This window comes from Deinococcus roseus (genome assembly GCF_014646895.1).
Lineage (GTDB): Bacteria > Deinococcota > Deinococci > Deinococcales > Deinococcaceae > Deinococcus_C > Deinococcus_C roseus.
In genome coordinates, this window is the sequence record NZ_BMOD01000004.1 from 172,445 (window position 1) to 194,851 (window position 22,407).

General features: G+C 55.1%; 18 protein-coding genes and 1 tRNA gene. 10 read left to right on the forward strand and 9 right to left on the reverse strand.

Going from position 1 to position 22,407, the window contains the following annotated elements:
- Positions 1-7 precede the first annotated feature (7 nt).
- Together typA and IEY52_RS07960 are read right to left on the reverse strand one after the other, a co-directional pair.
- On the reverse strand, positions 8-1,789 hold the full coding sequence (gene typA / locus IEY52_RS07955) for a translational GTPase TypA (protein ID WP_189002129.1): 1,782 nt from the start codon (positions 1,787-1,789) through the stop codon (positions 8-10).
- A gap of 194 nt (positions 1,790-1,983) precedes the next feature.
- Positions 1,984-2,059 (reverse strand) — tRNA-Asp (locus IEY52_RS07960).
- Between the two features lie 188 nt (positions 2,060-2,247).
- On the opposite strand from IEY52_RS07960, the gene IEY52_RS07965 reads away from it, so the two are divergent.
- From IEY52_RS07965 to IEY52_RS07975, 3 genes are read left to right on the forward strand one after another with little or no spacing between them, the layout of a single operon-like run.
- Entirely contained in the window at positions 2,248-3,144 is an 897-nt protein-coding gene (locus tag IEY52_RS07965; protein WP_189002131.1) for a MerR family transcriptional regulator, read from the forward strand.
- The gene (locus IEY52_RS07970; RefSeq protein ID WP_189002133.1) at positions 3,141-3,746 is read left to right on the forward strand and encodes a Crp/Fnr family transcriptional regulator; all 606 of its coding nucleotides are present in this window, start codon (positions 3,141-3,143) and stop codon (positions 3,744-3,746) included. The genes IEY52_RS07965 and IEY52_RS07970 overlap by 4 nt, the downstream gene beginning before the upstream one ends.
- On the forward strand, positions 3,743-4,621 hold the full coding sequence (locus IEY52_RS07975; protein WP_189002135.1) for a complex I NDUFA9 subunit family protein: 879 nt from the start codon (positions 3,743-3,745) through the stop codon (positions 4,619-4,621). The genes IEY52_RS07970 and IEY52_RS07975 overlap by 4 nt, the downstream gene beginning before the upstream one ends.
- Before the next feature lie 13 nt (positions 4,622-4,634).
- Here the strand turns inward: IEY52_RS07975 and IEY52_RS07980 are convergent, their stop codons facing one another.
- From IEY52_RS07980 to IEY52_RS07990, 3 genes are read right to left on the reverse strand one after another with little or no spacing between them, the layout of a single operon-like run.
- On the reverse strand, positions 4,635-5,039 hold the full coding sequence (locus IEY52_RS07980) for a barstar family protein (RefSeq protein ID WP_189002137.1): 405 nt from the start codon (positions 5,037-5,039) through the stop codon (positions 4,635-4,637).
- A 42-nt stretch (positions 5,040-5,081) separates the two neighbouring features.
- Entirely contained in the window at positions 5,082-6,080 is a 999-nt protein-coding gene (gene moaA, locus IEY52_RS07985) for a GTP 3',8-cyclase MoaA (RefSeq protein ID WP_189002139.1), read from the reverse strand.
- A 51-nt stretch (positions 6,081-6,131) separates the two neighbouring features.
- On the reverse strand, positions 6,132-6,806 hold the full coding sequence (locus tag IEY52_RS07990; RefSeq protein WP_189002141.1) for an SDR family oxidoreductase: 675 nt from the start codon (positions 6,804-6,806) through the stop codon (positions 6,132-6,134).
- Between the two features lie 101 nt (positions 6,807-6,907).
- Here IEY52_RS07990 and IEY52_RS07995 point away from each other — a divergent pair, with 101 nt between their 5' ends.
- Genes IEY52_RS07995 through IEY52_RS08005 form a run of 3 tightly spaced genes read left to right on the forward strand, consistent with a single transcriptional unit; the run spans position 6,908 to position 9,517 of the window.
- Positions 6,908-8,503, forward strand: coding sequence for a gamma-glutamyltransferase family protein (locus IEY52_RS07995; protein ID WP_189002143.1), 1,596 nt, complete (start codon positions 6,908-6,910; stop codon positions 8,501-8,503).
- 1 nt (position 8,504) lies between these two features.
- The gene (locus IEY52_RS08000) at positions 8,505-9,257 is read left to right on the forward strand and encodes a sulfite exporter TauE/SafE family protein (RefSeq protein ID WP_189002145.1); all 753 of its coding nucleotides are present in this window, start codon (positions 8,505-8,507) and stop codon (positions 9,255-9,257) included.
- A 2-nt stretch (positions 9,258-9,259) separates the two neighbouring features.
- Positions 9,260-9,517 (forward strand): hypothetical protein, encoded by a 258-nt coding sequence (locus tag IEY52_RS08005; RefSeq protein ID WP_189002147.1) that lies wholly within the window; start codon positions 9,260-9,262, stop codon positions 9,515-9,517.
- A 162-nt stretch (positions 9,518-9,679) separates the two neighbouring features.
- On the opposite strand, the gene IEY52_RS08010 is transcribed toward IEY52_RS08005, so the two are convergent.
- The 4 genes from IEY52_RS08010 to IEY52_RS08025 all read right to left on the reverse strand — a co-directional run bounded on the left by IEY52_RS08010 (position 9,680) and on the right by IEY52_RS08025 (position 17,648).
- Positions 9,680-12,535: a glycoside hydrolase family 31 protein gene (locus IEY52_RS08010; RefSeq protein ID WP_229684684.1), complete on the reverse strand. Its 2,856-nt coding sequence runs from the start codon at positions 12,533-12,535 to the stop codon at positions 9,680-9,682.
- A gap of 211 nt (positions 12,536-12,746) precedes the next feature.
- Positions 12,747-14,267 carry a hypothetical protein gene (locus tag IEY52_RS08015; RefSeq protein WP_189002149.1) on the reverse strand — a complete coding sequence of 507 codons (1,521 nt, stop codon included), beginning with the start codon at positions 14,265-14,267 and terminating at the stop codon, positions 12,747-12,749.
- Between the two features lie 391 nt (positions 14,268-14,658).
- Positions 14,659-15,303, reverse strand: a complete 645-nt coding sequence (gene pgmB / locus IEY52_RS08020) for a beta-phosphoglucomutase (RefSeq protein ID WP_189002151.1) — start codon at positions 15,301-15,303, stop codon at positions 14,659-14,661.
- A complete protein-coding gene (locus IEY52_RS08025) occupies positions 15,300-17,648 on the reverse strand; it encodes a glycoside hydrolase family 65 protein (protein ID WP_189002153.1) in 2,349 nt (782 codons plus the stop codon). The genes pgmB and IEY52_RS08025 overlap by 4 nt, the downstream gene beginning before the upstream one ends.
- 273 nt (positions 17,649-17,921) lie before the next feature.
- Between IEY52_RS08025 and truD the strand changes: the two genes are divergently transcribed.
- The 4 genes from truD (at position 17,922) to IEY52_RS08045 (ending at position 22,351) form a co-directional block, all read left to right on the forward strand.
- Positions 17,922-19,010 carry a tRNA pseudouridine(13) synthase TruD gene (truD, locus tag IEY52_RS08030; RefSeq protein WP_189002154.1) on the forward strand — a complete coding sequence of 363 codons (1,089 nt, stop codon included), beginning with the start codon at positions 17,922-17,924 and terminating at the stop codon, positions 19,008-19,010.
- Positions 18,952-19,395: a DUF3293 domain-containing protein gene (locus IEY52_RS08035; protein WP_189002155.1), complete on the forward strand. Its 444-nt coding sequence runs from the start codon at positions 18,952-18,954 to the stop codon at positions 19,393-19,395. The genes truD and IEY52_RS08035 overlap by 59 nt, the downstream gene beginning before the upstream one ends.
- 100 nt (positions 19,396-19,495) lie before the next feature.
- A complete protein-coding gene (locus IEY52_RS08040) occupies positions 19,496-21,217 on the forward strand; it encodes an ATP-binding protein (protein ID WP_308424999.1) in 1,722 nt (573 codons plus the stop codon).
- A gap of 9 nt (positions 21,218-21,226) precedes the next feature.
- Positions 21,227-22,351 (forward strand): hypothetical protein, encoded by a 1,125-nt coding sequence (locus IEY52_RS08045; RefSeq protein WP_189002156.1) that lies wholly within the window; start codon positions 21,227-21,229, stop codon positions 22,349-22,351.
- The last annotated feature ends 56 nt before the right edge of the window (positions 22,352-22,407 follow it).

Below are 22,407 nucleotides of genomic sequence, written 5' to 3' on the forward strand. Positions count from 1 at the left end.
GTCCATCTTACTTGCGCATGCTGGGATTGAGAATCTTCTTGCGCAGACGAATGTTCTGGGGGGTGATTTCCACCAACTCGTCTTCTCCGATGTACTCCAGAGCGTCTTCCAGGGTCAGGCGCTTGGGGGGAATCAGGGTGAGGGCTTCATCGTTGCCAGCACTGCGAACGTTGGTCAACTTCTTGTTTTTGCAGATGTTGACGTTCATGTCCCCTTCGCGGGCGTTCTCGCCCACGATCATGCCAATGTAGACTTCGGTGCCTGCATCGAGGAAGAAGGTGCCACGGTCCTGCAGTTTGAAGATGGAGTAGGCAAAGCTGGGGCCGTTTTCCATGCTGACCAGAGAACCGTTCTGGCGGGTTTTGAGTTCGCCTGCCCAGGGGAAGTAACCATCGAAGATGTGGCTCATGATGCCTTCGCCCTGGGTCATGGACAGGAACTGGGTGCGGAAGCCGAACAGGGCCCGGGAAGGAATCTTGAATTCCACACGCACACGGCTGCCCTGGGGTTCCATGTTCACCATCTGGCCTTTGCGGCTGGAGAGCACTCCAATCACGGTGCTGGAGAACTGGTCAGGCACATCAATCACGAGGTGCTCGACAGGCTCACACATCACGCCATCAATGTCGCGGGTGATGACCTGGGGTGCGCCCACCTGCACTTCGTAGCCTTCGCGGCGCATGGTTTCGAGCAGGATGGAGAGGTGAAGCTCACCACGACCAGAGACCTTGAACTCGTCAGGGCGGATTTCTTCCACTTTCAGACTCACGTTGGTCATGACTTCCTTCTTGAGGCGGTCATTCAGGTGGCGTGAGGTGACGTATTTGCCTTCTTTGCCCGCAAAGGGACTGGTGTTGGGCTGGAACACCATGGACACGGTGGGCTCGTCCACAGTGATGATGGGCAGGGCTTCGGGATCGGCCAGGTCAGCAACGGTTTCACCGATCTGGGCGTCTTCGATTCCCGCCAGGGCCACGATGTCCCCTGCGCTGACTTCATCCACTTCCAGGCGTTTCATGGCCAGGTGGGTGAAGGGCTGGGAAACACGGGTCTTGGTCATGGTGCCGTCTTTGTGCATCAGGTTGACGAATTCACCTTTTTTGACCTTGCCACGCTGGACACGGCCGATCACGATGCGGCCCAGGTACTCGCTGTAGTCGAGGTTGGTGACCAGCATCTGGAAGGGCGCAGCAATGTCCACTGCAGGTGCAGGGCAATGCTCAAGCACCATATCAAACAGGTCAGAGAAGTCATCCTTGGGGTTTTCCAGCTCACGGTAGGCTTTGCCTTCACGGGAGATGGAGTACAGGATGGGGAAATCGAGCTGCTCATCGGTGGCACCCAGTTCGGCCATCAAGTCGAAGGTGAGGTTGACCACTTCTTCGGGACGGGCGTCCTGGCGGTCGATCTTGTTGATCACCACGATGGGACGCAGACCCAGTTCCAGGGCCTTGCGCAGCACAAAACGGGTCTGGGGCATGGGACCTTCGGCAGCGTCCACCAGCAGGAGGCAGCCGTCCACCATGCCCAGCACGCGTTCCACTTCTCCACCGAAGTCGGCGTGTCCGGGGGTGTCCACGATGTTGATCTTGACACCTTTGTACATCACAGCAGTGTTTTTGGCGAGAATGGTGATTCCGCGCTCTTTTTCCAGCTGGTTGCTGTCCATGGCGCGTTCTTCGATGACTTCGCCGTGTCCGAGTTGTACGGTTTGTTTGAGGAGCCCGTCTACCAGGGTGGTTTTCCCGTGGTCCACGTGGGCAATGATTGCAATGTTGCGGTATTCCATCTGTCTACCTTTCTTCACTTCCAGAGCGGTGTTGTGGCCTTAAAAGGCACCCAAACGAACATTCTACATCTTTTCGTCAGCTCTGGGTGGTGTACTTGAGAAGAGACAGATGTCCGTGTGCTGCCACTCCTCTGGGCTTCTTGTGATCTGCTGCTCACAAGTCAAACCCCCGAGCCTGAACTCGGGGGCTTCTCTGGCGGTCCGGACGGGATTTGAACCCGCGACCTACTGCGTGACAGGCAGTTATGCTAACCGCTACACTACCGGACCATCCTGTGTCACTCACTGGCGGACAGCCAACAGGCTGCTTTCAGTGCTTATAGAGGATATTAAATTGCGAAAAAAAGAAAGTGATTTCAGACACATTTTTATGTTTTTCTCAGGGTTGTATTCCATCTCACCGAAACGTGTACAATAACCTTGTACAAAGAATATACAAAGCGAGGCCCTGAAAGGTCATGAACAAAACCACTCCACTGTACACTGCCTCAGAAGTCGAAGAACGCGCTGGCATCGCAGCCAACACCCTCAGACAATGGGAAAGGCGTTACGGCATTCCCAATCCCAGCCGTGCAGCCAATGGATATCGGCTGTACAGCCAGAACGACCTGGAGTGCATTCAATTCATTCAGGCCCACATCGAAAATGGAGTCACAGTCAGCCGGGCTGTGGAGCTGTTGAAAAGCCAGCAAAACCCAGAAGCTTCAGAAACACAGACCGGTGAGCACACAAAGGTTGTTCAAGATCTGGTGGACGTGTGCCTGAAGTCTGACCAGAACCGGGCTTTGCAGCTGCTCAATTATGCCTCCATCTCCTTCACCGTGGAAGATGTGCTGCTGAAAATCATCGAACCCACCCTGACCCGTATGGGAGAATTGTGGGCACAGGGACACATCACCGTTGCTGAGGAGCACCAGGCCACTGCTTTCTTGCGAGGAAGAATCCAGATTCTGCTGGATTTGCTGGGACAACCCCTGGATGGACCCAGGGTCATTGTGGCCTGCGCTCCAGGCGAACACCACGAAATTGGTCCTTTGATGATCAGCGTGCTGCTGCGCAAACGCGGTGTCCAGGTGCACTACATCGGAGCCAACACACCTCTGGATGACCTGGTCCACTACGCCACCAACCACCAAGGAGATGGCATCCTGATCAGCGTGGGCCTGGCCGCAAACACCGACATCCTCAAACTGCATGCCAGCAGCCTGAAACAACTCAAAATCCCAGTGTTCATGGGAGGGGCACTGATCAACGCAGAACCAGCACTGGCGGAAGAATTCGGAGGCAAATACCTGGGTGCAGACACCTTGCATGCCGTTGAGCAGATGGTCCAGATGCTGGAAGGGGTTGTATGAGCGAAAAAGTGCGTTTGAAAAGAGGGCAGGTGCTCTACAGAGAAGGAGAGCCCTCCAGATCATTCTACAGGTGCGAAACAGGCCTGTTGCGAATCCTGAAAGTCACCACCCGTGGCCGTCCCCTCACCGTGCGTCACATCCTTCCCGGCGATTTCTTTGGCGAAGAAATCCTGGATGCCAATCCTTACCAGCACAGCGTGGAAGCCCTCACCCGCTGCACCATCACCGCTTTCCAGATTGATGAACTGGACGAGCACCTGATGCGTCAGGTGGCGGTGTCTTTCAGCGATCAACTCAGAAGGGCCATGCTGCATGAATACCACCTGCAAATCGGTGACCTGCGGGAACGGGTCATCCGCTACCTGCTGGAACTGGTGGACACCCCCCTGGGTGGAGAAAACGACGAAAACGAGCTGTACCTGCGCTGCACCCATGAACTCATTGCAGAAGGCACCTCCAGCACCCGTGAAAGTGTCTCCAAGATCATCATGGACCTCAAACAGGAAGGCCTGATCGAAACCGGCTACCGCCAGATCACCCTGAAAAACCTGGACATGCTGAAAGACCAGATGATTCCTCCCAGAATCCAGGAAGTTCAATGAAAGTCCTGATCACCGGAGCCAGCGGTTTTGTCGGGTCTGCCATCGTGCAGGAAGTGCAGCAGGCAGGCCATGAGGTTCTGGCAGCTTCCCGTTCAGGGAAAGCCCCGGAAGGCATGCAGGGCATCAAACTGGACGTCACCCAGGAAGGAGAAACCCTGAAAACCATTCAGGAGGTGCAGCCAGAAGCCATCATCCACCTGGTGGGCATCATCCGGGAAACCCGCGATCAGAAGTTTCAGAAGGTGCACGTCCAGGGAACAGAAAATGTGCTGAAAGCTGCCCAGCAGGTCGGTGCCCGTTACCTGCACATGAGCGCTCTGGGGGCCAGCAAGGGACACAAAAGCAAATACTTTGACACCAAAGGGCAAGCAGAAGCGCTGGTCAAAGCCAGTGGCCTGACCTACACCATCTTCCAGCCCAGCCTGATTTTCGGTCCTGGCGATGACTTTTTCGGGAATGTGCTGAAAGACCTGGTCAGTGCTGCACCTGTGGTTCCTGTGATTGGCAAAGGGGATTTTCCTTTCAGGCCCATCTGGATTGGGGATGTGGCTGCAGCCTTTACGCAAGCCCTCAGAAACCCCAGAACCGAAAACCAGACTTTTCAACTGGTGGGACCCAAAGAGTACACCTTTCAGGAACTGCTGGATCTGGAACTTCATGCCCTGCAGCGCAGAAAACCCCTGTTTCATGTGCCCCTTCTCCTGATGGATCTGGCTGTCCCCATGATGCAGATTTTGCCAAATCCACCCATCACCAGAGACCAGTACCTGATGCTCAAAGAAGGCAACACCGGCGACCCTGCCCCCGCCACCCGCATCCTGAACCTCAGCATGGACCATCTGGAACACTGGCTGCCCAGAATTCTGAAAGCCTGATTTTTAAGACATGTCAGATAAGTTCTGTCTTTTTGAGGATCCTCTCCACTTCTTCTCGCCAATCCATTTGAAAGACAATTTCAATTTTCATGTTGCCTTCTCTCCAGGCTGAACAAAAATCCTGCAGGCACTCAAAATAAATGTACATGTCCTCGTCCTCCAGAACAGGAAAATCATGGTGAACAATGGTGATCTTCTCAAGGTGAAGGTCATACAGAGACACCAGACAATCTAAAAAACCATTGAATCCTGCTCCAAAATAACTGGAATCCAGCATGATGGGATTCAGATGCTGGTGCTGATGATCAAAAACACACGCACCAAATCGATCAAAAAGCTCCCATACCTGTTTGATGGAGGCATCCACAACCACCGTGGGCCACTCCCAGTTCTGATCTGTCTTTTCCAGATGAGACACAAAATCCCGCAATTGAGGACGTTTCAACATGATGGGTGAATTTTACCCCCCGATGCGGGACATTTCGATTTTCTGGTCTCTGGGCTTGACGGCCCGTTCTTCAGAGTAACGGTCTGCTCGGAGGGACCAGAGTTTTGCAATCCGTTCCAGAAGTTGATCATCGGTCTCCCCTGCCCTGAGCGGGGTTTTCAGGTCATACCCGAAGGTGCCAAACAGACAGGTGTAAATCTGGCCATCGCTGGAAATGCGGGCCCTGGAGCAGGTGCCACAGAAGGCATCGGTCACGCTGCTGATGAAGCCAATTTCCCCCTGACCGTCCGTGTACCTGTAGCGTTTTGCCACTTCACCCTTGTAATTGGGGTTCACGGGTTCCAGCGGGTGTTTGTCGTGGATCAGGGCCAGAATGTCACGGCTGGGAAGCACGTCTTTCATGTCCCAGTGGTTGTGGTTGCCCACATCCATGAACTCAATGAACCTGAGGGTGTGGGGCGTTCCCCGGAAATGCTCTGCCAGATCCAGCACCGCATGCAAGTTTTCGCTTTTCTTGATCACCGAGTTGATTTTGATCAGCTCAAAACCCGCCTCCTCGGCAGCCTGAATGCCTTGCAAAACCCGTTCGACTTTGATGTTCAGGCCATTCATGCGTCCAAAAGTCTCATCGTCAAGGGCATCCAGGCTGATGGTGACCCGCTTCAGACCTGCTTCTTTGAGGGGTCGGGCCAGTTGAGGGAGGAGCAGGCCGTTGGTGGTCAGGGCGATGTCCTCCACACCTTCAAGGGCAGAAAGCCTTGCAACCAGATCAGGAAGCCCTTTGCGCAGCAGGGGTTCTCCTCCTGTAAGGCGCAGTTTGCTCACCCCCAGCTGCACAAAAAGCCTTGCCACCCGTTCGATTTCCTCGAAGCTGAGGAGTTCCTTCTGGGGCAGAAAAGCATAATCTGGCCCGAAAACCTCTTTTGGCATGCAGTAGGCGCAACGCATGTTGCAGCGGTCTGTCACCGAAATTCTCAGGTCTTTCAAGGGGCGGCCCAGCGTGTCAAGCATTTGATTGCAGTATAGGCAGTTCAGGGCAGCAGGAATAGGGTCATTTCACCTTCAGGAGCTGGCCGGGCGGATGGAGAGTTCTTCCAGCACACTGGGATGCTGCATGTCCAGCACCATTTTGATGGCCGCTGCCACATCTGAGGCACGCACATATTTCTCCGGATCATAAACAGCATGCTCCATGCTGCGCACCTGTTTTTGCATGTCTGTGGCGGTTCTGCCCGGATAAACCGTGGTCACCGAAACCCGGGGTTCTTCCAGCCTGAGGGCATCTGCCAGGGCTTTGAGGGCAAACTTGCTGGCAGCGTAACCTCCCCACTGGGCATTGGCCCTTAAACCTGCCCCGGAGTTCACAAAAACCACTTTGCCTCTGGCTTCACGCAATTTTGGCAAGGCCGCACGGGTGAGGGCCAGGGCGGTCAACACATTGCTCTGAAACATGCTCTCCCAGTCTTCCAGGTTGCTCTCTGCAATGCTGGACAGCACCACCTCTCCAGCACAATGCACCACAGCATCAACTCGCGGGAGCCCTTTCATCAGGGCAGTGACAGCAACTTCATCCGTGAGGGGCAAGGCCTGGATGTGGGCTTCTGGAAATTCCTCTTGCAGGGCTTCCAGTTTCTGTGGATTTCTGCCCAGCAGCACCAGATGGGCATGCTTGAGGGTGCGGGCGACTTCCAGACCGATGCCGCCAGTGGCTCCAGTGATCAGGATGGTGGGTTGCATGCCCATCAATGTACTGGAATTGGACTGGAAACACACTGGATGTGCAGGAATTCAGGGCTGCCTGTCGCATTGCAGGGCACTTTCAAATGTTAAAGTCAGGCATGCTGAACCCTTACTCGCCTTTCAGACAGCCTGTTTACGCCTCACAGGGGATGGTGGCGACCTCACAACCCCTGGCAGCCCAGGCGGGTCTTCACCTTCTCCGGGAGGGGGGAAATGCCATTGATGCTGCCCTGGCCGTGGCCGCAGCCCTGACAGTGCTGGAGCCCACCAGCAATGGCATCGGTGGGGACGCTTTTGCCCTGGTCTGGACGGAAGGAAAATTGCATGGCCTGAACGGATCTGGCCGTGCCCCCAGACTGCTGTCCAGAGACGCTTTGCAGGGCATGGGCATTGCTGAAATTCCAGCAAAAGGCTGGGTGCCTGTCACTGTTCCAGGCGCACCCAGAGCATGGGCAGACCTGCATCAGCGGTTTGGGCGTTTGCCGTTTCATCAGGTGCTGGCCCCTGCCATCCATTACGCCAGAACTGGATACCCCCTCAGCCCCGTGCTGGCCCACAACTGGGAAAGGGCCAGCTGGGTTTATTCCAGACAGATGGATGAAGAATTCAAGCACTGGAGCAGCACTTTTCAGCCCGGTGGTTTTGTGCCCAGAGCAGGTCAAATCTGGCAGAGCGAGGCCCATGCCCGCACCCTGGAAGCCATTGCCCACAGCCACAGCGAAGATTTTTACTCTGGAGACCTGGCCAAAAAGATCGACCATTTTGCCAAGGACACCGGAGGTTTTTTGCGTCTGGAAGACCTCGCTTTGCACCAGAGCCAGTGGGTGGATCCCATCTCGGTGGAATACCAGGGGCACGAAGTCTGGGAGATCCCACCCAATGGTCAGGGTCTGGTGGCCCTGGAAGCCCTGAACATCCTGAAAGGCTTTGACCTGCCAAAGAAGCGCGAGGATCCCGAGGGACTGCACCTGCAAATCGAGGCCCTGAAACTGGCTTTTGCAGATGCCTTCCAGCACCTGGGAGACATGGAGCATGTGCAGGTTCCGGTTCAGAGGCTGCTCTCTGAGGAACACGCTGCAGAACGCAGAAACCTGATTTCCAATACTGCTCGTATGCCAGAACCTGCCCAGCCCGCTTCCCATGGCACGGTTTACCTGTGCACAGCAGACAGCGAGGGGAACATGGTGTCTTTCATTCAGAGCAACTACATGGGGTTTGGCAGTGGTGTGGTGGTGCCCAACACTGGCATTGCCCTGCACAACCGCGGACACAATTTCAACCTGATTGCAGGACATCCCAACGAACTGAAACCGCGCAAACGGCCTTACCACACCATCATTCCAGGCTTTCTGACCCGCGACGGTGAGCCACTGGGTCCTTTTGGGGTGATGGGAGGTTTCATGCAACCCCAGGGACACCTGCAAATGGTGCTGAACACCATTGCTTACCACATGAATCCGCAGGTTGCTCTGGATGCTCCCCGCTGGCAGTGGACCAGTGGCCTGAATGTTCAGCTGGAAGCCCACATGCCCAGACACGTGGCCCAGGCTTTGCAGGACATGGGGCATCAGGTGACCCTGGTTCCAGATCCTTCCGCATTTGGCAGAGGACAGATCATCTGGCGGGACCCCAAAAATGGCGTTCTGGTGGGCGGCAGCGATGGACGCACCGACGGTCAGGTGGCAGGATACTGAGATGACCCTTGCTGCCATCATCATTGGATTGCTGGCCGGAGTGCTGGGGGCCATTCTGGGTCTGGGTGGAGGTGTGGTGGTGGTTCCTGCACTGGAATTCATTGCCCCCAGGTTTGGCCATGACCTCAAAATCCAGGAGGCTGTAGCAATCAGCCAGATCGGGGTGCTGGCTGTGGGGATTGCCTCCACAACAGGCTACCTGAAGCGCAACCTGATCCAGCTCAGAACGGGATACCTGCTGTCTCCCTACACCGTGATCGGAGGGGCCATCGGGAGCGTGCTGGGACTGGTGCTTCCTGCGGCTTACGTGGCCCTGGTGTTTGCCCTGCTGCTGCTCTACAGTGCCTTCACCCTGATCCGGGGCATGAAACGCATTGAGACTGGACGGGACAAATCCAGCCCTTACGTGATTCCAGCCATGGGTTTTGCTGGCATCATGGCAGGCCTGCTGGGCATTGGAGGGGGAACAGTGCAGGTTCCGGTGATGAACCTGCTGCTGGGTTTGCCCATCCGGGAAGCCATTGCCACCAGCACCTTCATCATGGGCATCACCGCCACAGGGAACGCACTGGTGTATCAGTCGGCTGGACTGCTGGACGCCCGCATTGCCTGCGCCATTGCCCTGGGCATTCTGGTGGGGGCCAGACTGGGAGCCAGCTTGCAGCAAAAAATTCCTGCCCAGCAACTGAAACTCTTCTTCTCCATCCTGCTGATCTACACCGCCCTCAATTTGCTCTGGAAGTACTGGTTCTGACCATGAAAGAGATCCTGCCCGAAAAATACTTCCCGGTGGCCTACACCATTGGTCTGGCTGTTTTGCTGCTGGGTGTGCTTTTTCCCCAGATCAGCCTGTACAGTGCGCTTTATTTGATGCTGGTTCCTTTGCTGGCTGCCCTGCTGGTGTCCATCAAAGCTTTCGGAAGAAAAGACAGGGCGCTGGGATGGGCCGCTGCTCTGGCCCTGGTCGGTGTGGCCCTGGTTTTTGCCCTGAGCCTTTACCTCCCCAGACATTAGAGCCTTTGACAGAAGAATAAGAGGTTGCTGCCAGGGTTGATGTTGTTTGGAATGGAAGGATTCAAAAGAATCCTTCCATTCCACTGATAAACGCAGTAAACCCTCCAGCAAAAACGAAGACCCGGAAATCCGGGTCTTCGTTTTTGCAAGAAAGTTTAAGGATCAGAAGGTTGCAACAACCTGCAGGTTTGCACTGGTGTCATAGACCTTGATGAAGGCCGTTTGCAAACCGACATTGAAGTAATAGGCATTCACTTTGGAACTGGACAGGGCATCTGCTCCAGCCTGATCCCCACTGCCGGAAGTGAGGTTGCTCAGGGTCTGCCCATTCACCGTGACCGACTGGGGATTGCTGGTGCTCAGAAGGGCCATAAAGAAGTAAGGCTCACTGGGGGTGTAGTTGTCGTGGGTGCGCACCACATTGATGGTTTTCTGGTTCCCCGAGATCTGGGTGCTGATTTCCGTCAGGCGGTAGGCGCTCTCGGTCTGGTACTGGGTGGTCAGGCCATCATCCAGGTACAGGGTGTACTGGCGGTCCGGTCCAGGATAGATGCTGATGGTCAGGGGGTTCACTTCCAGTTGACCCACCCACTGTTCCACCTGACGGCTGGGCAGAATGGCCCCGGAGCGCACGTAAATGGGCACAATGTTCATGACCTGCTCCAGCGGAGCGTAGTAGCTGATGGTCTGCCCTCCTGATGCAGGTGCAGGCAAGGGCTGCTCGTTGTTCTGGTAGGGGTACCAGTCCCAACCTGCAGGCAGGTAGATGTCACGTGTGGGGCTGACGGGTGGACTTGCTGTTTCTGCCTGGAACAGGATGGGGGCAATCAGCAAATCCTGACCCACAAAGAATTGATCATTGAGGTGGTTGTAAACGTTCTGGTCCTGGGGGTCGGTCAGGAACAGGGCACGTGCAATGGGCAAGCCTGTCTGGGTGCACTGGTACATGGCATCATAGAACACCTGCATCAGCTGGTAACGGATTTCAATGTACTTGCGGCAATTGCTGGGCACAGGCTCGCCATAGTTGTAAGGTTCCTGGAAACCTTTGGAGTAACCGTCGTAGTGGTTGCGGTACCAGGGCAGAAAAGCCCCCAGGGTCATCCAGCGGGTGAACAGTTCGTAGTTGGTGATCTGGCCATAAGCCCGACCATCGGCAACATAGAAGTCGCCTTCAGAGCCAGAGCCATTGGCAAAACCGCCAATGTCACAGCCCGAAATCGGAACACCAGACAGGCCCAGGTTGAGGACTTCTGGAAGGTTGATCTTCAGGAAATCCCAGCTGGAGGCAGAATCCCCGGTCCAGAGGCCTGCGTAGCGCTGGATGCCTGCATATCCTCCACGGGCAATGATGAAATTGCGCTGGGTGGGCCGGATTTTGGCCAGCCCTTCATAAGTCGCCTCGCTGAGCAGCAGGGCGTAAGCGTTGTGAATTTTGGCATTGGGCACCTGCTGACCAAAGGAGGTCATCATCAAATCTCCGGGGAAGGTTTTGTAGGTGGCAGGGTTGTCCACACCAGGAGAAAGGGCCGGGTCGGTCATGTCCTGCCACACCATCTGCAGGCCAATGTCAAAGAGGTTCTGGTATTGCTTGCCCCACCACGCTTGCACTTCAGGACGACCAAAGTCCGGGTAGTAACCGTATGACCCGAGCACATCGCTGCCTGTGTCTGGCTGGGCAGGGTAAGGATTGATGCCGGTGTTCACGCCATAGTTCTCGTTGCCCACAAAAAGATCGGTGGTGGCAGGCTGTCCAGCACGGGAATTGGTGATGAACACCCCTTCTGCCAGACCGCTTTCCAGGGCAAGGTAAGGATCAGAACCCGGACCCGTATGGCCGTTTTCATCGTAAGGGTTGGCATCCACCAGGGCGGTGATGTTGGTGCTGCACTTGAAGCCAATCAGGGCAAGGTAAGAGAACATGGCCTGGGCATCGGGGAATTTCAAATCTGAGTGCGTGAAGGTGCGGTAGTTGTTCTGGAAGTCCACATCGATGTGCAGACCGTCACAGGGAATCTGGGCAGCACGGTAAGCATTGGCCACAGCCATCACGTGGTACTGGTCGTAGTACCCATAACAGCCCTGATGGTACCCGAACACGTATTTGGGGGGCATGGGAGCGGTCCCGGTCAACTGGGTGTACTGCTGCACAATGTCTGCAGCCACAGAACCTGCCATGAAGTAGTAATTCAGGTCTCCATACAGGGCACCAAAGTAATACTTGCCGTACATGTTGGAGTAATCGCTGGCCCCGATGTTGATGTAAGACTGCGCCACATTGTCGAAGAAAATCCCATAAGCATAAGGCGCACCCTGCTGCTCATTGATGGGATTGGGATTCACTTCAATCAGGAGGGGCACCGAGTTGTAGAGCGATTCACTGGGGTTGAGGGGACCAGGCTGCTCTCCTTCGGGCAGGGGACTGGTGGCATAGGTGAAGTTGTCAAAGTTGAAAAAGGTCATGGTGAACTGGTTTTTGGCCAGCTGGGCACCTGCTTTTTCACCAAAGCCAAAATACATGGCATTGGCTGGATACACCTTGAAATTCGCCACACACTCCCCGGTGTAAACCAGGTTGTAACTGGAGGTGTCCTGGTGGATCAATTGACCACTGCGGTACACCGAAAGGGCGTAATTGCCTTTCTGGATCACCACTTCCAGCACTCCAGTCTGGATGGTGATCTGGGAGCCATTGTCCTGCACCTGCAAACTGCTGGCCTGAAATCCAAAATCGGTGTTCACCACAGCATAAGAATTGTCCGTGCTGTAATTGCCAGAGCTGTTAAAACGCACCCGAAAGAGGGTGGGAGAGTAAAAATACAGCAAGGGTCCAGGGCCCTGGGTCATCACCAGCTGGATGGTGTTTCCTTGCTGGGTGTAACCGCTCACGGCTCCAAGTTGTTGCCACGACCCGAGGTTGGGGGTGAACTGGTCCACGGTGACAAAGGGGTAGCTGTTGTCCTGCTGGTCCTGTGTGTTCTGTACCTGCTCCATCTGTTTGTTCAGCAACTGGGTCATGGGATTCTCCAAGGGGTCGATTTCCCCACCTTTCAGAATGGGGACGACAGGCAGACCTGAAACAGATCTGCAGCTCAGGGGTAAAGTTTGAAAGCAGAACAGCATTGCCCTTCGGGGGGTGCCAGACAGGCCACTCCTCGAAAAGACAGGACTTCTAAACTTCTGCAGAGAACTGGGCTGAAATCCGCCCAGCCTCAGTGCTACAAGGGTTTCATTTGCGAATCTGGGCTTTTTGCTGCAACAACCAGCTGAAGTCCCCGGTCAGGGGAATGCCATACAGCGGGTTGGTGCCGCTCAGGGCCTGCTTGGGATCGTAAGCAATGGCCACCCCTGCACTGGAGTGGCAGCCCGTGCAACTCTCGGTGCCATAAATCTGGGTGTCAGCACTCTGGGGGAAACCTTCAATCTGGTGCCAGGCAGGTTCATTTCCAGCCTGAAAGTAGGTTTCCATGGTGATGTTGGTCAGGTAGGTGGGGGTCACCAGACCTCCGGCTTTGTTGGTGACGCTGTTGGGGAACACACCTGCATCGAAAGGCAGGGTTGGTGTGGGCAACGCAGATGGGTCGGTGGGCCACTGGGTGTCAATCAACTTGTAGTACTGGAAGACGTTTCCAGGCACCAGTTTGGCCAGCGCGGCCTGCACCTGCCTGTTCAACTGCTCTTTGTCGGTGGGAATGGGAATCATGCGGAAAGCCTGGGTGGGCTGGTAAACCAGGGTGGGATCCCAGCCGTTGTAATACTGACCGCTTGCAATGGGCTGACCGGGAACCACTGCATTGAGGGGAGGCTCAATGTTCACAGGGAGGGTCTGGTTGCTGGGGTTGTAGAAAGAAGGCATCAGGCGCTTCCCCTTGTAAAGCAAAGGAGGCACTTCCAGGTTGTCCACATGCTCAAAGGTGGCCCAGATCCACTGCTTTGCATATTGCGTTTTGGCAGAGATGTGGAAGCCCACCAGCCCCAGCAGCACATCGTTTTTCACCAGAGGCTTGCTGAACTGGGTGGGGTTGTTGATGGAGATGTCTCCGGTGGTGGTGAAGTATCGGGAGGCATCGTCGGTGTTGGGGTCCAGAATCCTCCAGGCGGCTTTCACCTCAATGGCCCCAATGTCTCCGTTGTAGACCCCCGCAGGGAAAGAGATGGTGTTGCCTTTGCCAGTGAATTCCACCTGTCCCTGCACGTAATACAGGTTATTGTCCACCAGATAATTCACTTCTCTGGGGCTCATGCGGATCTCGTAGGTGACCCAGTTGCCGTTTTTGTCCACCAGTGGACCTGTGAAGGCCTGCAAGGCTTCTTCAACTTCATCAGGCATGGTGTTTCCGGTGTTCTTGACCGTGTGGGAATCTTTGCCGTTCTTGATGGCATTCAGCACAGGAGGCTGGCCATTGGCGGTATAGACCTGATAATCATGTTTCCAGCTTTCCCACACCACACCGTTGGGACTGGACTGACCGATTTTCAGGCTGGGGTCGGGCTGACCATTGGGCAATGCAGGCCAGTTGAGGCCCACAAAGGCCTGCCAGGCAAAAATGTCAAACATGCGCTGGGCCTGGTCAAACTGCTGCTTCTGGTTGAAGGCATTGAGTTGCTTGACATTGATGTCACCGGGGACCTGTGAAGTGAACGGCAGGGGGTAAGGCTGCAGGGGTTCCACGGTCTGCAGGGACGTGAGCAGACCGAAGGCAACTCCGCCGCAGGCCAGGGCCAGTGTGGCTTTGATCCAGGTTTTCATGGGTCCTCCTTGATGCAAAACAGCTTTGTTGGCCCAGAAGGCCATTCCAGAGGTCTGGGTTCAATCGTTCAGAAGGCAAAACATTGGGATGTGAGGTTCAAGGCACAAACAACAGGCAAAACAGAGGATTGGCATCAAAAATGCCAGAAATGACCGCAAGACTATTGCAGAGTAGCGCCAACAGCAGCAAAATCACATGGGGCATTTTGGGAATGCTTTGTAGGGGATTTCCCCATAGGTTCGGGGTTGCATCCCTGATGGATCGCCCCCCTGAAAATGCAGCCTATCCTGCAAAAGAAAAACCTCCTGAAAGTTCAGAAGGTCTTGAAGATGGATCGAAGTTTGTTTGCATGTTTTCAGTTGCAGGTTTCTGTAAAATCAACCCAGAAATTCAGTCCAGAAAATCAGCAATGGAAAAATCCTGCAAACCCGGAATCACCCGGTCTGCCTGGGTGAGGACCTGTGGATCTCCCACACCTACAGCGTACATCCCAGCAGATTTGATGGAGGCAACGCCTGCCACAGCATCCTCCACGCCGAGGCATTCCTCGGGCGTGACACCCAGTTCTGCAGCAGCTTTCAGGAAAATTTCCGGGTCGGGTTTGCCTCTGGCAATGGTGCTGGCATCCACGATGTAATCGAATTTTTCGGTGATGCCCAGACTGGAAAGCACCGTGAAGGCATTGCGGCTCACCGAGGCCAGCCCGATTTTCAGACCTGCCTGCCTCACCTCATCCAGGGCCTGCACTGCACCAGGAAGCAAATCTTCTGGGGTCATCTCTGCAATGAGTTCCTGGTAATGGGTGTTCTTCTGTGTGGCCAGAGCCACTTTCTCTTCCTCAGTGAGGTCAAACCTGCCCTGTGAGAGGATCAGGTTAAGAGAACCCATGCGGTCCACACCCTTGAGGCGCTCGTTGAACACCTCATCGAAAGGCACACCCACCTGTTCTGCCAGGCGTTTCCAGGCCAGATAGTGGTAGTGGGCCGTGTCGGTGATCACGCCGTCCAGATCGAAGATCACTGCTTTGAAGGTCATGCCTGTTCTCCTTGTTGGGTGATGGTCTGGGTCTCACCGTTTTGCAGGGTGATCTCTCTGCCCTCGTGCTGCAAGGAAAGGGTGTGGCCTTTCAGCAAGGTGTATTCCACCTGTTCTTTTTCCACCCGGATTTGCAAAAGCTGGCCTTGCACATGGATTTTGAACTGGTAGTGGGACCACTGGGCAGGCAAACGGGGGTTAAAGTGCAGCTTGCCCTGATAAGCGCGCATGCCTGCGAAACCGTACACCACACCCATCCAGCTTCCGGCCATGGCTGCCGTATGCACGCCGTGCTGGGTGTTGCCGTGCTGGTTGTCGAGGTCCATGCGGGCCGTGTCCATGAAGTAGTCGTAGGCCTTCTGAGCGTACCCAACTTCATTGGCCACAATGCTGAAAATGCAGGAAGACAGCGAAGAATCATGGGTGGTGATGGGTTCGTAGTAATCGAAATCTTTTTTCTTCTCTTCTAAGGTGAACTGGTCTCCCAGCAACATCAGGGCCAGCACCACGTCGGCCTGTTTGCAGACCTGATACCGGTAGATCACCAGCGGGTGGTAGTGCAGCAACAGGGGGTAATTCTCTGTAGGGGTGTTCTCAAAGTCCCAGACGGCCTTGGAGAGGAAGGTGTCGTCCTGGGGGTGAATGCCCAGTTTCTCGTCTTTAGGCAGGTACATGTGGTCTGCTGCATGTTGCCAGTGGTCGGCTTCCTGGGGGTCCAGTTCGATCTTCTGGGCCAGCTCCCGGTAGGCATCAGGGGAAGTTTCCTGCAGCTTGCGGGCCACCTGACTGGCAAAACCCAGATGCATTTTCGCCATGGCGTTGGTGTAGCAATTGTTGTTCACCAGAGCGGTGTATTCATCGGGTCCGGTCACCTCATTGATGCAGAAGGCTCCACCTTTGTGCTCAATGTAGGCCCCAATGCCCATCCACAGACGGGCGGTTTCCATCACCACTTCGGCTCCGCCTTCCAGCAGGAAAGAGTCGTCTCCGGTGACTTCTGTGTAGAGCTTCACGGAATAGGCCACATCTGCATTGATGTGGTACTGGGCGGTCCCTGCAGGAAAATATGCCGAGCACTCTTCACCCGCGATGGTGCGCCAGGGGTACAGGGCACCTTTGGGATGGGACATCTGGCGGGCCCGTTCTCTGGCGTGGTCCAGACCCCGGTAACGGTATTCCAGCAGCTTGCGGGCAATTTCAGGTTTGGTGTAGAGGAACACTGGAAACACGTAAATTTCGGTGTCCCAGAAGTAATGCCCCTCGTAGCCTTCCCCTGTGACCCCTTTGGCTGCAATGTTGGTCTGCCCATCCCGACCCACACTTTGCAACAGGTGGTACTGGTTGAAGTGCAGGCCTTGCTGCAGGGCAGCGTCTCCCTGAATGTCCACATCTGCCTCATCCCAGAAGGCTTGCAGGTAGGATTTCTGGGCTTCCACAAGGGCTTCAAAACCAGCAGATTTTGCCTGCTGCAGGATGTTTTTTGCCAGAGGCAACAATTCTGCTTCAGGGTGATCTCTTGAGGTGCAGTAAGCCCCATATTTTTGCAGGCCGATGGTTTCGCCCTGGGCAAGGGTTGCTGTGAAGAGGTGCTCAGAGCGCTCCTGTTCTTGCTGCAGGGTGCTGGAAGCATTTGCAGCCTGGAGCTGGTGATTGATGGCACTGACCAGCAGAAAACCACTGTTGCGGGTCCGGTGAATCAGCGCAGAAAATTCCACTTCCTGTACCACTTCCTGCAGGATCAGGGAAGGTGCACTGACGTGTGAGCCCACCCGTGGGTCATCTCCTGCTTCCATGTGCCTGACTTCTCCATCCACACTGGACACCAGTCGGATCTGTCCTGAAAAATTTACGGCAGTCACTTCCAGGGAAAGGGCAAAAAGGTTTTTCTGTTCAAAAGACACCAGCCGCTTGCTGTACACTTTGATCCTGCGACCTTTTGGCGAAGTCCAATCCAGGGTGCGGTGCAGGACCCCTTCTCGAAAATCCAGATGGCGCTCATGGCTGTGCAGTTCTCCAGAGAAAACATCCAGAACTTCATCTTCCAGATGAATTTCCACACGTTTTGCATTGGGCACATTCAACATGAACTGGTTGCGTTTCGCCAGTCCGTAAGCCGTTTCCGGGTAGTGGATGGGTTCCACATCGTAAAAGCCATTTAAAAAGGTGCCATCCCGTGAGGTTCCTGCTGGCCCTGAATGGCCTTCTTCAAAGGTGGCCCGCTGACCAATGTACCCATTGCCCAGGGCAAACAGGGTTTCACAGAGCTGGTTTTTTTGAGGATCAAATTGGGGCTCGGTGATGCCCCAGGGTTCAAGTTGAAAGGTGTGTGCTGCTGAATCGTGCATGGGTTTCCTCCCTGTTTTCGAGGAAGCACGGCAACTCCCTCGATTCCATCCTGGTGCCATTATATGGACCTTTTTGAACCGGGTATGTCTGTGTGAACGGGGACCAGATTGTTGCGTAAATCATATCAGATGTCTAGATGGATTCTGTGGGTTTCCGCAGGAAAGAGCCTCTCATGGGAAAGTGATTTTCAGAGGTTGATGCCCAGGCCAGAACACCTCTCAGGGTCTTGTGGTTGGTAAACCCACCTGCAATCCTTTAACGTGTAGAGCGCAATGAGCTTACTTTTCAATTGGGATGATCTCGCCTACGTCACGGGCCATCTGGACGGCACCGGAGGACGCATCCGTTCTGAAGTCGCAGATTTTCAGGTGGATGAAGTGCCCGCCTACCCCTTCTCTGGAGAGGGTGAATTTCTGTACCTGCACATCGAAAAAATTGGGCAGAACAGCAACCACGTGGTCAAAATGCTGGGGGAAACCCTGGGGGTGCGCTTTGACAAGGTGGGGGTTGCCGGTCTGAAAGACCGCCATGCCATCACCACCCAGTGGATCAGTTTGCCTGCCCGTTACGAGAGGCAGATTGAAACGCTGGACCTGCCAGGGGTGCGCGTTCTGGAAACCACCCGCCACAACAACAAACTGGGCATCGGGCACCTGAAGGGAAACCAGTTTTCGGTGCGGGTGCGGGATGCCGATCCCAGCAAGGTTCAGGCCATTCTGAAAGCCCTGAAACCCATCGGGATTCCCAACTACTATGGCCCCCAGCGTTTTGGGCTGCAAGGCAAAAATGCAGAGATGGGACTGGACATTGCCCGCAGGAATTTCAAAGGCAAGGCCAGCACCCCCGTCCGGCGATTCCTGATCAGCAGCGTGCAATCTCTGGTGTTCAATGGTTTCCTCTCCAGGCGCATTGAGCGGGGCATCTACGATGGCCTGATCCTGGGAGACATGGCCAAAAAACACGACACAGGCGGTGTGTTTCTGGTGGAATCCCTGGAAGAAAGCCCCAGGGCCCAGCGTGGCGAGGTGTCTGCCACCGGAACCCTGCTGGGACGCAAAATCAAACCCCTCACCCTGGACGCTGGATTGCTGGAACAGGAGGTGCTGACCGAACTGGGCCTTTCCATGGACGATTTCCGTTCCAGACTGGGAGACCGCCGCATCACCCGCCTGTTTACAGACATTGATTTTGAACCCACCGAAGATGGTTACTGGCTGAGGTTCTTCCTGCCCAAAGGGGCTTTTGCCACCAGTGTGCTGCGGGAAGTCATGAAGGTCAGCGTGGACACCCCTGAGGATGAAGATGCAGAAAACAGTGAGTCCGGCACAGGTGCAAGCCCTGATTCAGACGTATCTGAGTAGCCCTTACACCTTGCAGGGTCACAGGCTGTGTTTAAAAGACAGACCTGAAACGGTGCCTGTGCATTTTCCAGAGCGGTGGGCCATGGTCACAGCCTGCAATCCACACAGCCAGAAGCTTGCCGCTGCTCTCAATCAACAGAGAAATGCAGCTTTGTCTGAAGCCATCCAGAATCTGGGCTGCCTTTTTTATGGTTACAGGGCTGGAGAGGGCGACTGGGAGGAAGCAGGTTTTCTGATCCAGGACATTTCTCTGGCAGCAAGCGTCAGGCTGGGCAAAAACTTTCAGCAAAACGCAGTGCTTTATGGCACGGGAAACCGGGTGGCACTGGTGTGGCTGGAACCGCTTTTGTTGATCAGGATGTGGTGGGGAGGCCTGACACGGTGATGGGTGATCCATCTGACCTTCCCATACTTTTCCGCCCCTGTTCAAACCCCACCCCAGAAGCTAAGATGTTCCCTTACATGCCGCACACAGGTGATAAACGTTGATCGACAATCTGGAGAGACTGATCCGTGAAGGGGCCACCCCTGAACGCATCCTGCTGAGCACCCAGGTGGGACCGGACACCCTGGCCCGCTATGCCATTGGTCTTGCGAATGCGCGGGGGGGCTTGCTGATCGTGGGGGCTGCTGGGGGTCGCATGGAAGATGCTTCGGACATCCATCCCTTGCAGATCACCCATGCGATTTTTGAACTTTCCAGTGGGAAGCTGAGCGTCAATGCCCACCACCAGCAGGCTTATGGAGCTGCAGTGATGGTGGTTTATGTGCCCCAGGCCCCATACCTGCTGGCCTCCAGAGATGGTGAGGTACTGGCCTGGGATGGCCTGAAGCTCTCTCCCATCGAAGGGCTCTGGGACCGCAGTCCGCAGGCCCAGCCTGATTTCACGGCCACTGTTCCACCCATGAGCAGCCTGTCTGACATTGATCCTCTGGAAGTGGGTCGTTTAAGACGAGGCCTGCAGGGCAGGGCTTCTGGTCTGGGCCAACTGGCAGACATGGATTTCCTGAGGGAACTCAATTTGCTGGTTGATGTAGATGGCACCCTCAAACCCAATCTGGCAGGCATCCTGATGGCCGGGACCCCCCAGGCCCTGCGCCGTCTGATTCCCCAGGCCGAGATCAGCTACTACCATCACTCCAGAGGGGATGTGGAGTTCTCGTTTCGGGAGGACCTGCTGCAACCGCTTCCAGCCATGGTGGAACGCCTCAGAGACCTGATTCAGTTGCGCAACAGCTTTTCTCCATTGCAGGTGGGCCTGTTCCGCATTGAAGTGTGGGACTTTGACGAGGTGGTCTACCGTGAGGCCATCCTGAATGCCCTGATGCACCGGGACTACCAGCTCAGGGACACCGTGCACATCCACCATTACCCGGACCGTCTGGAGATCTCCAATCCTGGCGGACTTCCTGGCGGGATCACCGCAGAAAACATCCTGCGCCACCAGCCCAAACGCCGCAATCCCATTCTGGCTGAAGCACTGGCCAAGCTGGGGTATGTGGAAAGGGCCGGGGTGGGGGTGGACAAAATGTACCAGCTCCTGCTCAGACACGGCAAAGAACCGCCAGAGTTCACCAGCTACAAAGATGCTGTCACCCTCAGCATTCACAATCCAGGTTTTGATGCCAATTTCGTGAAATTTGTAGCCCAGAAACAAGAAGAAATGCAGACCTTCAGCCTGGACATGTTGATTGTGCTGAGCTTTCTGCACCGCATGGGAGAAGGCAACCGAACCGATCTGGCCAATGCCCTGCAACTTCCTGAGGACCGCATTGCGCGTCTTTTGCACCTGATGGAAGAAAAAGAGTTGATTGTGCGTTCAGGCAGGGGCCGTTCCAGCCTGTATGAACTTGCCAGGGCTTCCAGAAGCCTGCTTGGTGGATCACAACCTGCACAGATGCCTCCACAATCACTGGAAGGCATGCAAGCCCCTTCCAGGCCACCTGTAGCAAACGTTACAAATGGCCCGCTGACAAAACCCGTGCCTGCATCCACGCAACCTGCCAGAGGTTACATCAACAACCCGGATCTGGAGCGACTGGTGTTGCAGAAGGCTTCACGGCCTGATGGAACCAGCAATGCCGAACTGAGACATGTGCTGGGTCTGGATGTCCAGCAGACTTCTCGCCTGCTGCGCCATCTGGTGAAAAAGGGACGACTCAGAAAAAAGGGTACTTCTCCTCGAAAAACCCGGTATCATGCCTGATGGTTCCCTATGGCCACATCTGGTTCTGGCAAGCTGAAAAGGAGGTACTACGTCACCACCTTGACACTGGTGGTGATGCTCAGCCTCAGCCCCAGTGTGAGCTGGTGGGTCTCAAGGTACTTTGCCAGCCTGCGTGACAGTGCCCTCAGCCAGACCACCAGCAGTGCCTCAAGCTTGCTGGAAGCGCCTGGAGGAATTCCCAGACCAGATGTGCTGCGGGATTATGTGTTGCCTGGTCAGGCTTTTGAGGCCAACCTTGATCAATTGCAGATTTCGGGAGAGCGCAAAACCAAATTGCTGGCCCTGCATTGGAAGCTGTTTCTGGTTTCCAGACATGCGCTGGGAAAAGCCAAAACCTCTGCCCTGTTGAAATTGCTGGAAAAAGAAATCCTCAACCAGGATGTCACTGCTGGCCGCAGAAGTGTGTTCAACAGCCCAGAAGTGGCCATGGAACAGGCCATGGGCTGGCTCAATTTTCTCAATGCTGCACAAAACCGGTCGTTCAAAACACCCCAGGCCCTGTGGAATTTTCTGGAAAATCAGGCTCCACTGAGGCTGGCTGTTCAACAGGTGCTTGCAGAACGGGTGGGCATTTTGCGTGCTGCCAGAGCATTTCATTTTCCGCCTGCAGCCCTGGCAGGCCTGGTGGACAACGAGCTGGCGGGCACAGACAGCGCCTACGGACTGGCAGGAAAATTGCGGGATTTTACCGATGTGATGGCCCTGCGAAATGCCCAGCTGTATGGCAGCAGTGGGATCACTGGCAACCTTTCCAGAACGGTGGGCATTGCCCAGATGTCCTGGGAGGACAGCCTTTTGCAAGAAGAGCGGTTTCGGGCTTTTGGGCTTTTGGTGAAACATTTTCCACGCAACGAAGCCCAGGCCCGCTTGCAACTCCTGAAACCCGAACAGAACCTGCTTTTTACAGCCTCTCGCTTGCGGGGTTATTTGAATGCAGCACTGGGTTTAGGGCCTCTGAACACCCAAATTGTAACAGGTGCAGAGGTGTATTTTCTTGCGGGTTCATGGCACAATTCTCCCAGCAAGGCACAAAGTGGCTACACCTGGGCTTACGCCTGGAACGCTTTTTTCAAGTCCTGTCTATACGACTTTTTGTTGACCAGAAAGCTGTAATCTTAAGACTCGGATGTGAGAACTTGCCGAAATGGTGTGAAAAACTCCATAATTTG

Excerpts from the sequence above, each read along its gene's own strand:
- IEY52_RS08025 (WP_189002153.1), bottom strand. The coding sequence starts at position 17,648 with ATGCACGATTCAGCAGCACACACCTTTCAACTTGAACCCTGGGGCATC.
- IEY52_RS08005 (WP_189002147.1), top strand. The coding sequence starts at position 9,260 with ATGAAAGAGATCCTGCCCGAAAAATACTTCCCGGTGGCCTACACCATT.
- IEY52_RS07975 (WP_189002135.1), top strand. The coding sequence starts at position 3,743 with ATGAAAGTCCTGATCACCGGAGCCAGCGGTTTTGTCGGGTCTGCCATC.
- IEY52_RS08015 (WP_189002149.1), bottom strand. The coding sequence starts at position 14,267 with ATGAAAACCTGGATCAAAGCCACACTGGCCCTGGCCTGCGGCGGAGTT.
- pgmB (WP_189002151.1), bottom strand. The coding sequence starts at position 15,303 with ATGACCTTCAAAGCAGTGATCTTCGATCTGGACGGCGTGATCACCGAC.
- IEY52_RS08035 (WP_189002155.1), top strand. The coding sequence starts at position 18,952 with ATGCAGAAAACAGTGAGTCCGGCACAGGTGCAAGCCCTGATTCAGACG.
- IEY52_RS07970 (WP_189002133.1), top strand. The coding sequence starts at position 3,141 with ATGAGCGAAAAAGTGCGTTTGAAAAGAGGGCAGGTGCTCTACAGAGAA.
- IEY52_RS08010 (WP_229684684.1), bottom strand. The coding sequence starts at position 12,535 with ATGACCCAGTTGCTGAACAAACAGATGGAGCAGGTACAGAACACACAG.
- IEY52_RS07995 (WP_189002143.1), top strand. The coding sequence starts at position 6,908 with ATGCTGAACCCTTACTCGCCTTTCAGACAGCCTGTTTACGCCTCACAG.
- IEY52_RS07990 (WP_189002141.1), bottom strand. The coding sequence starts at position 6,806 with ATGCAACCCACCATCCTGATCACTGGAGCCACTGGCGGCATCGGTCTG.
- truD (WP_189002154.1), top strand. The coding sequence starts at position 17,922 with ATGAGCTTACTTTTCAATTGGGATGATCTCGCCTACGTCACGGGCCAT.
- moaA (WP_189002139.1), bottom strand. The coding sequence starts at position 6,080 with ATGCTTGACACGCTGGGCCGCCCCTTGAAAGACCTGAGAATTTCGGTG.
- typA (WP_189002129.1), bottom strand. The coding sequence starts at position 1,789 with ATGGAATACCGCAACATTGCAATCATTGCCCACGTGGACCACGGGAAA.
- IEY52_RS08000 (WP_189002145.1), top strand. The coding sequence starts at position 8,505 with ATGACCCTTGCTGCCATCATCATTGGATTGCTGGCCGGAGTGCTGGGG.
- IEY52_RS08045 (WP_189002156.1), top strand. The coding sequence starts at position 21,227 with ATGGCCACATCTGGTTCTGGCAAGCTGAAAAGGAGGTACTACGTCACC.
- IEY52_RS07965 (WP_189002131.1), top strand. The coding sequence starts at position 2,248 with ATGAACAAAACCACTCCACTGTACACTGCCTCAGAAGTCGAAGAACGC.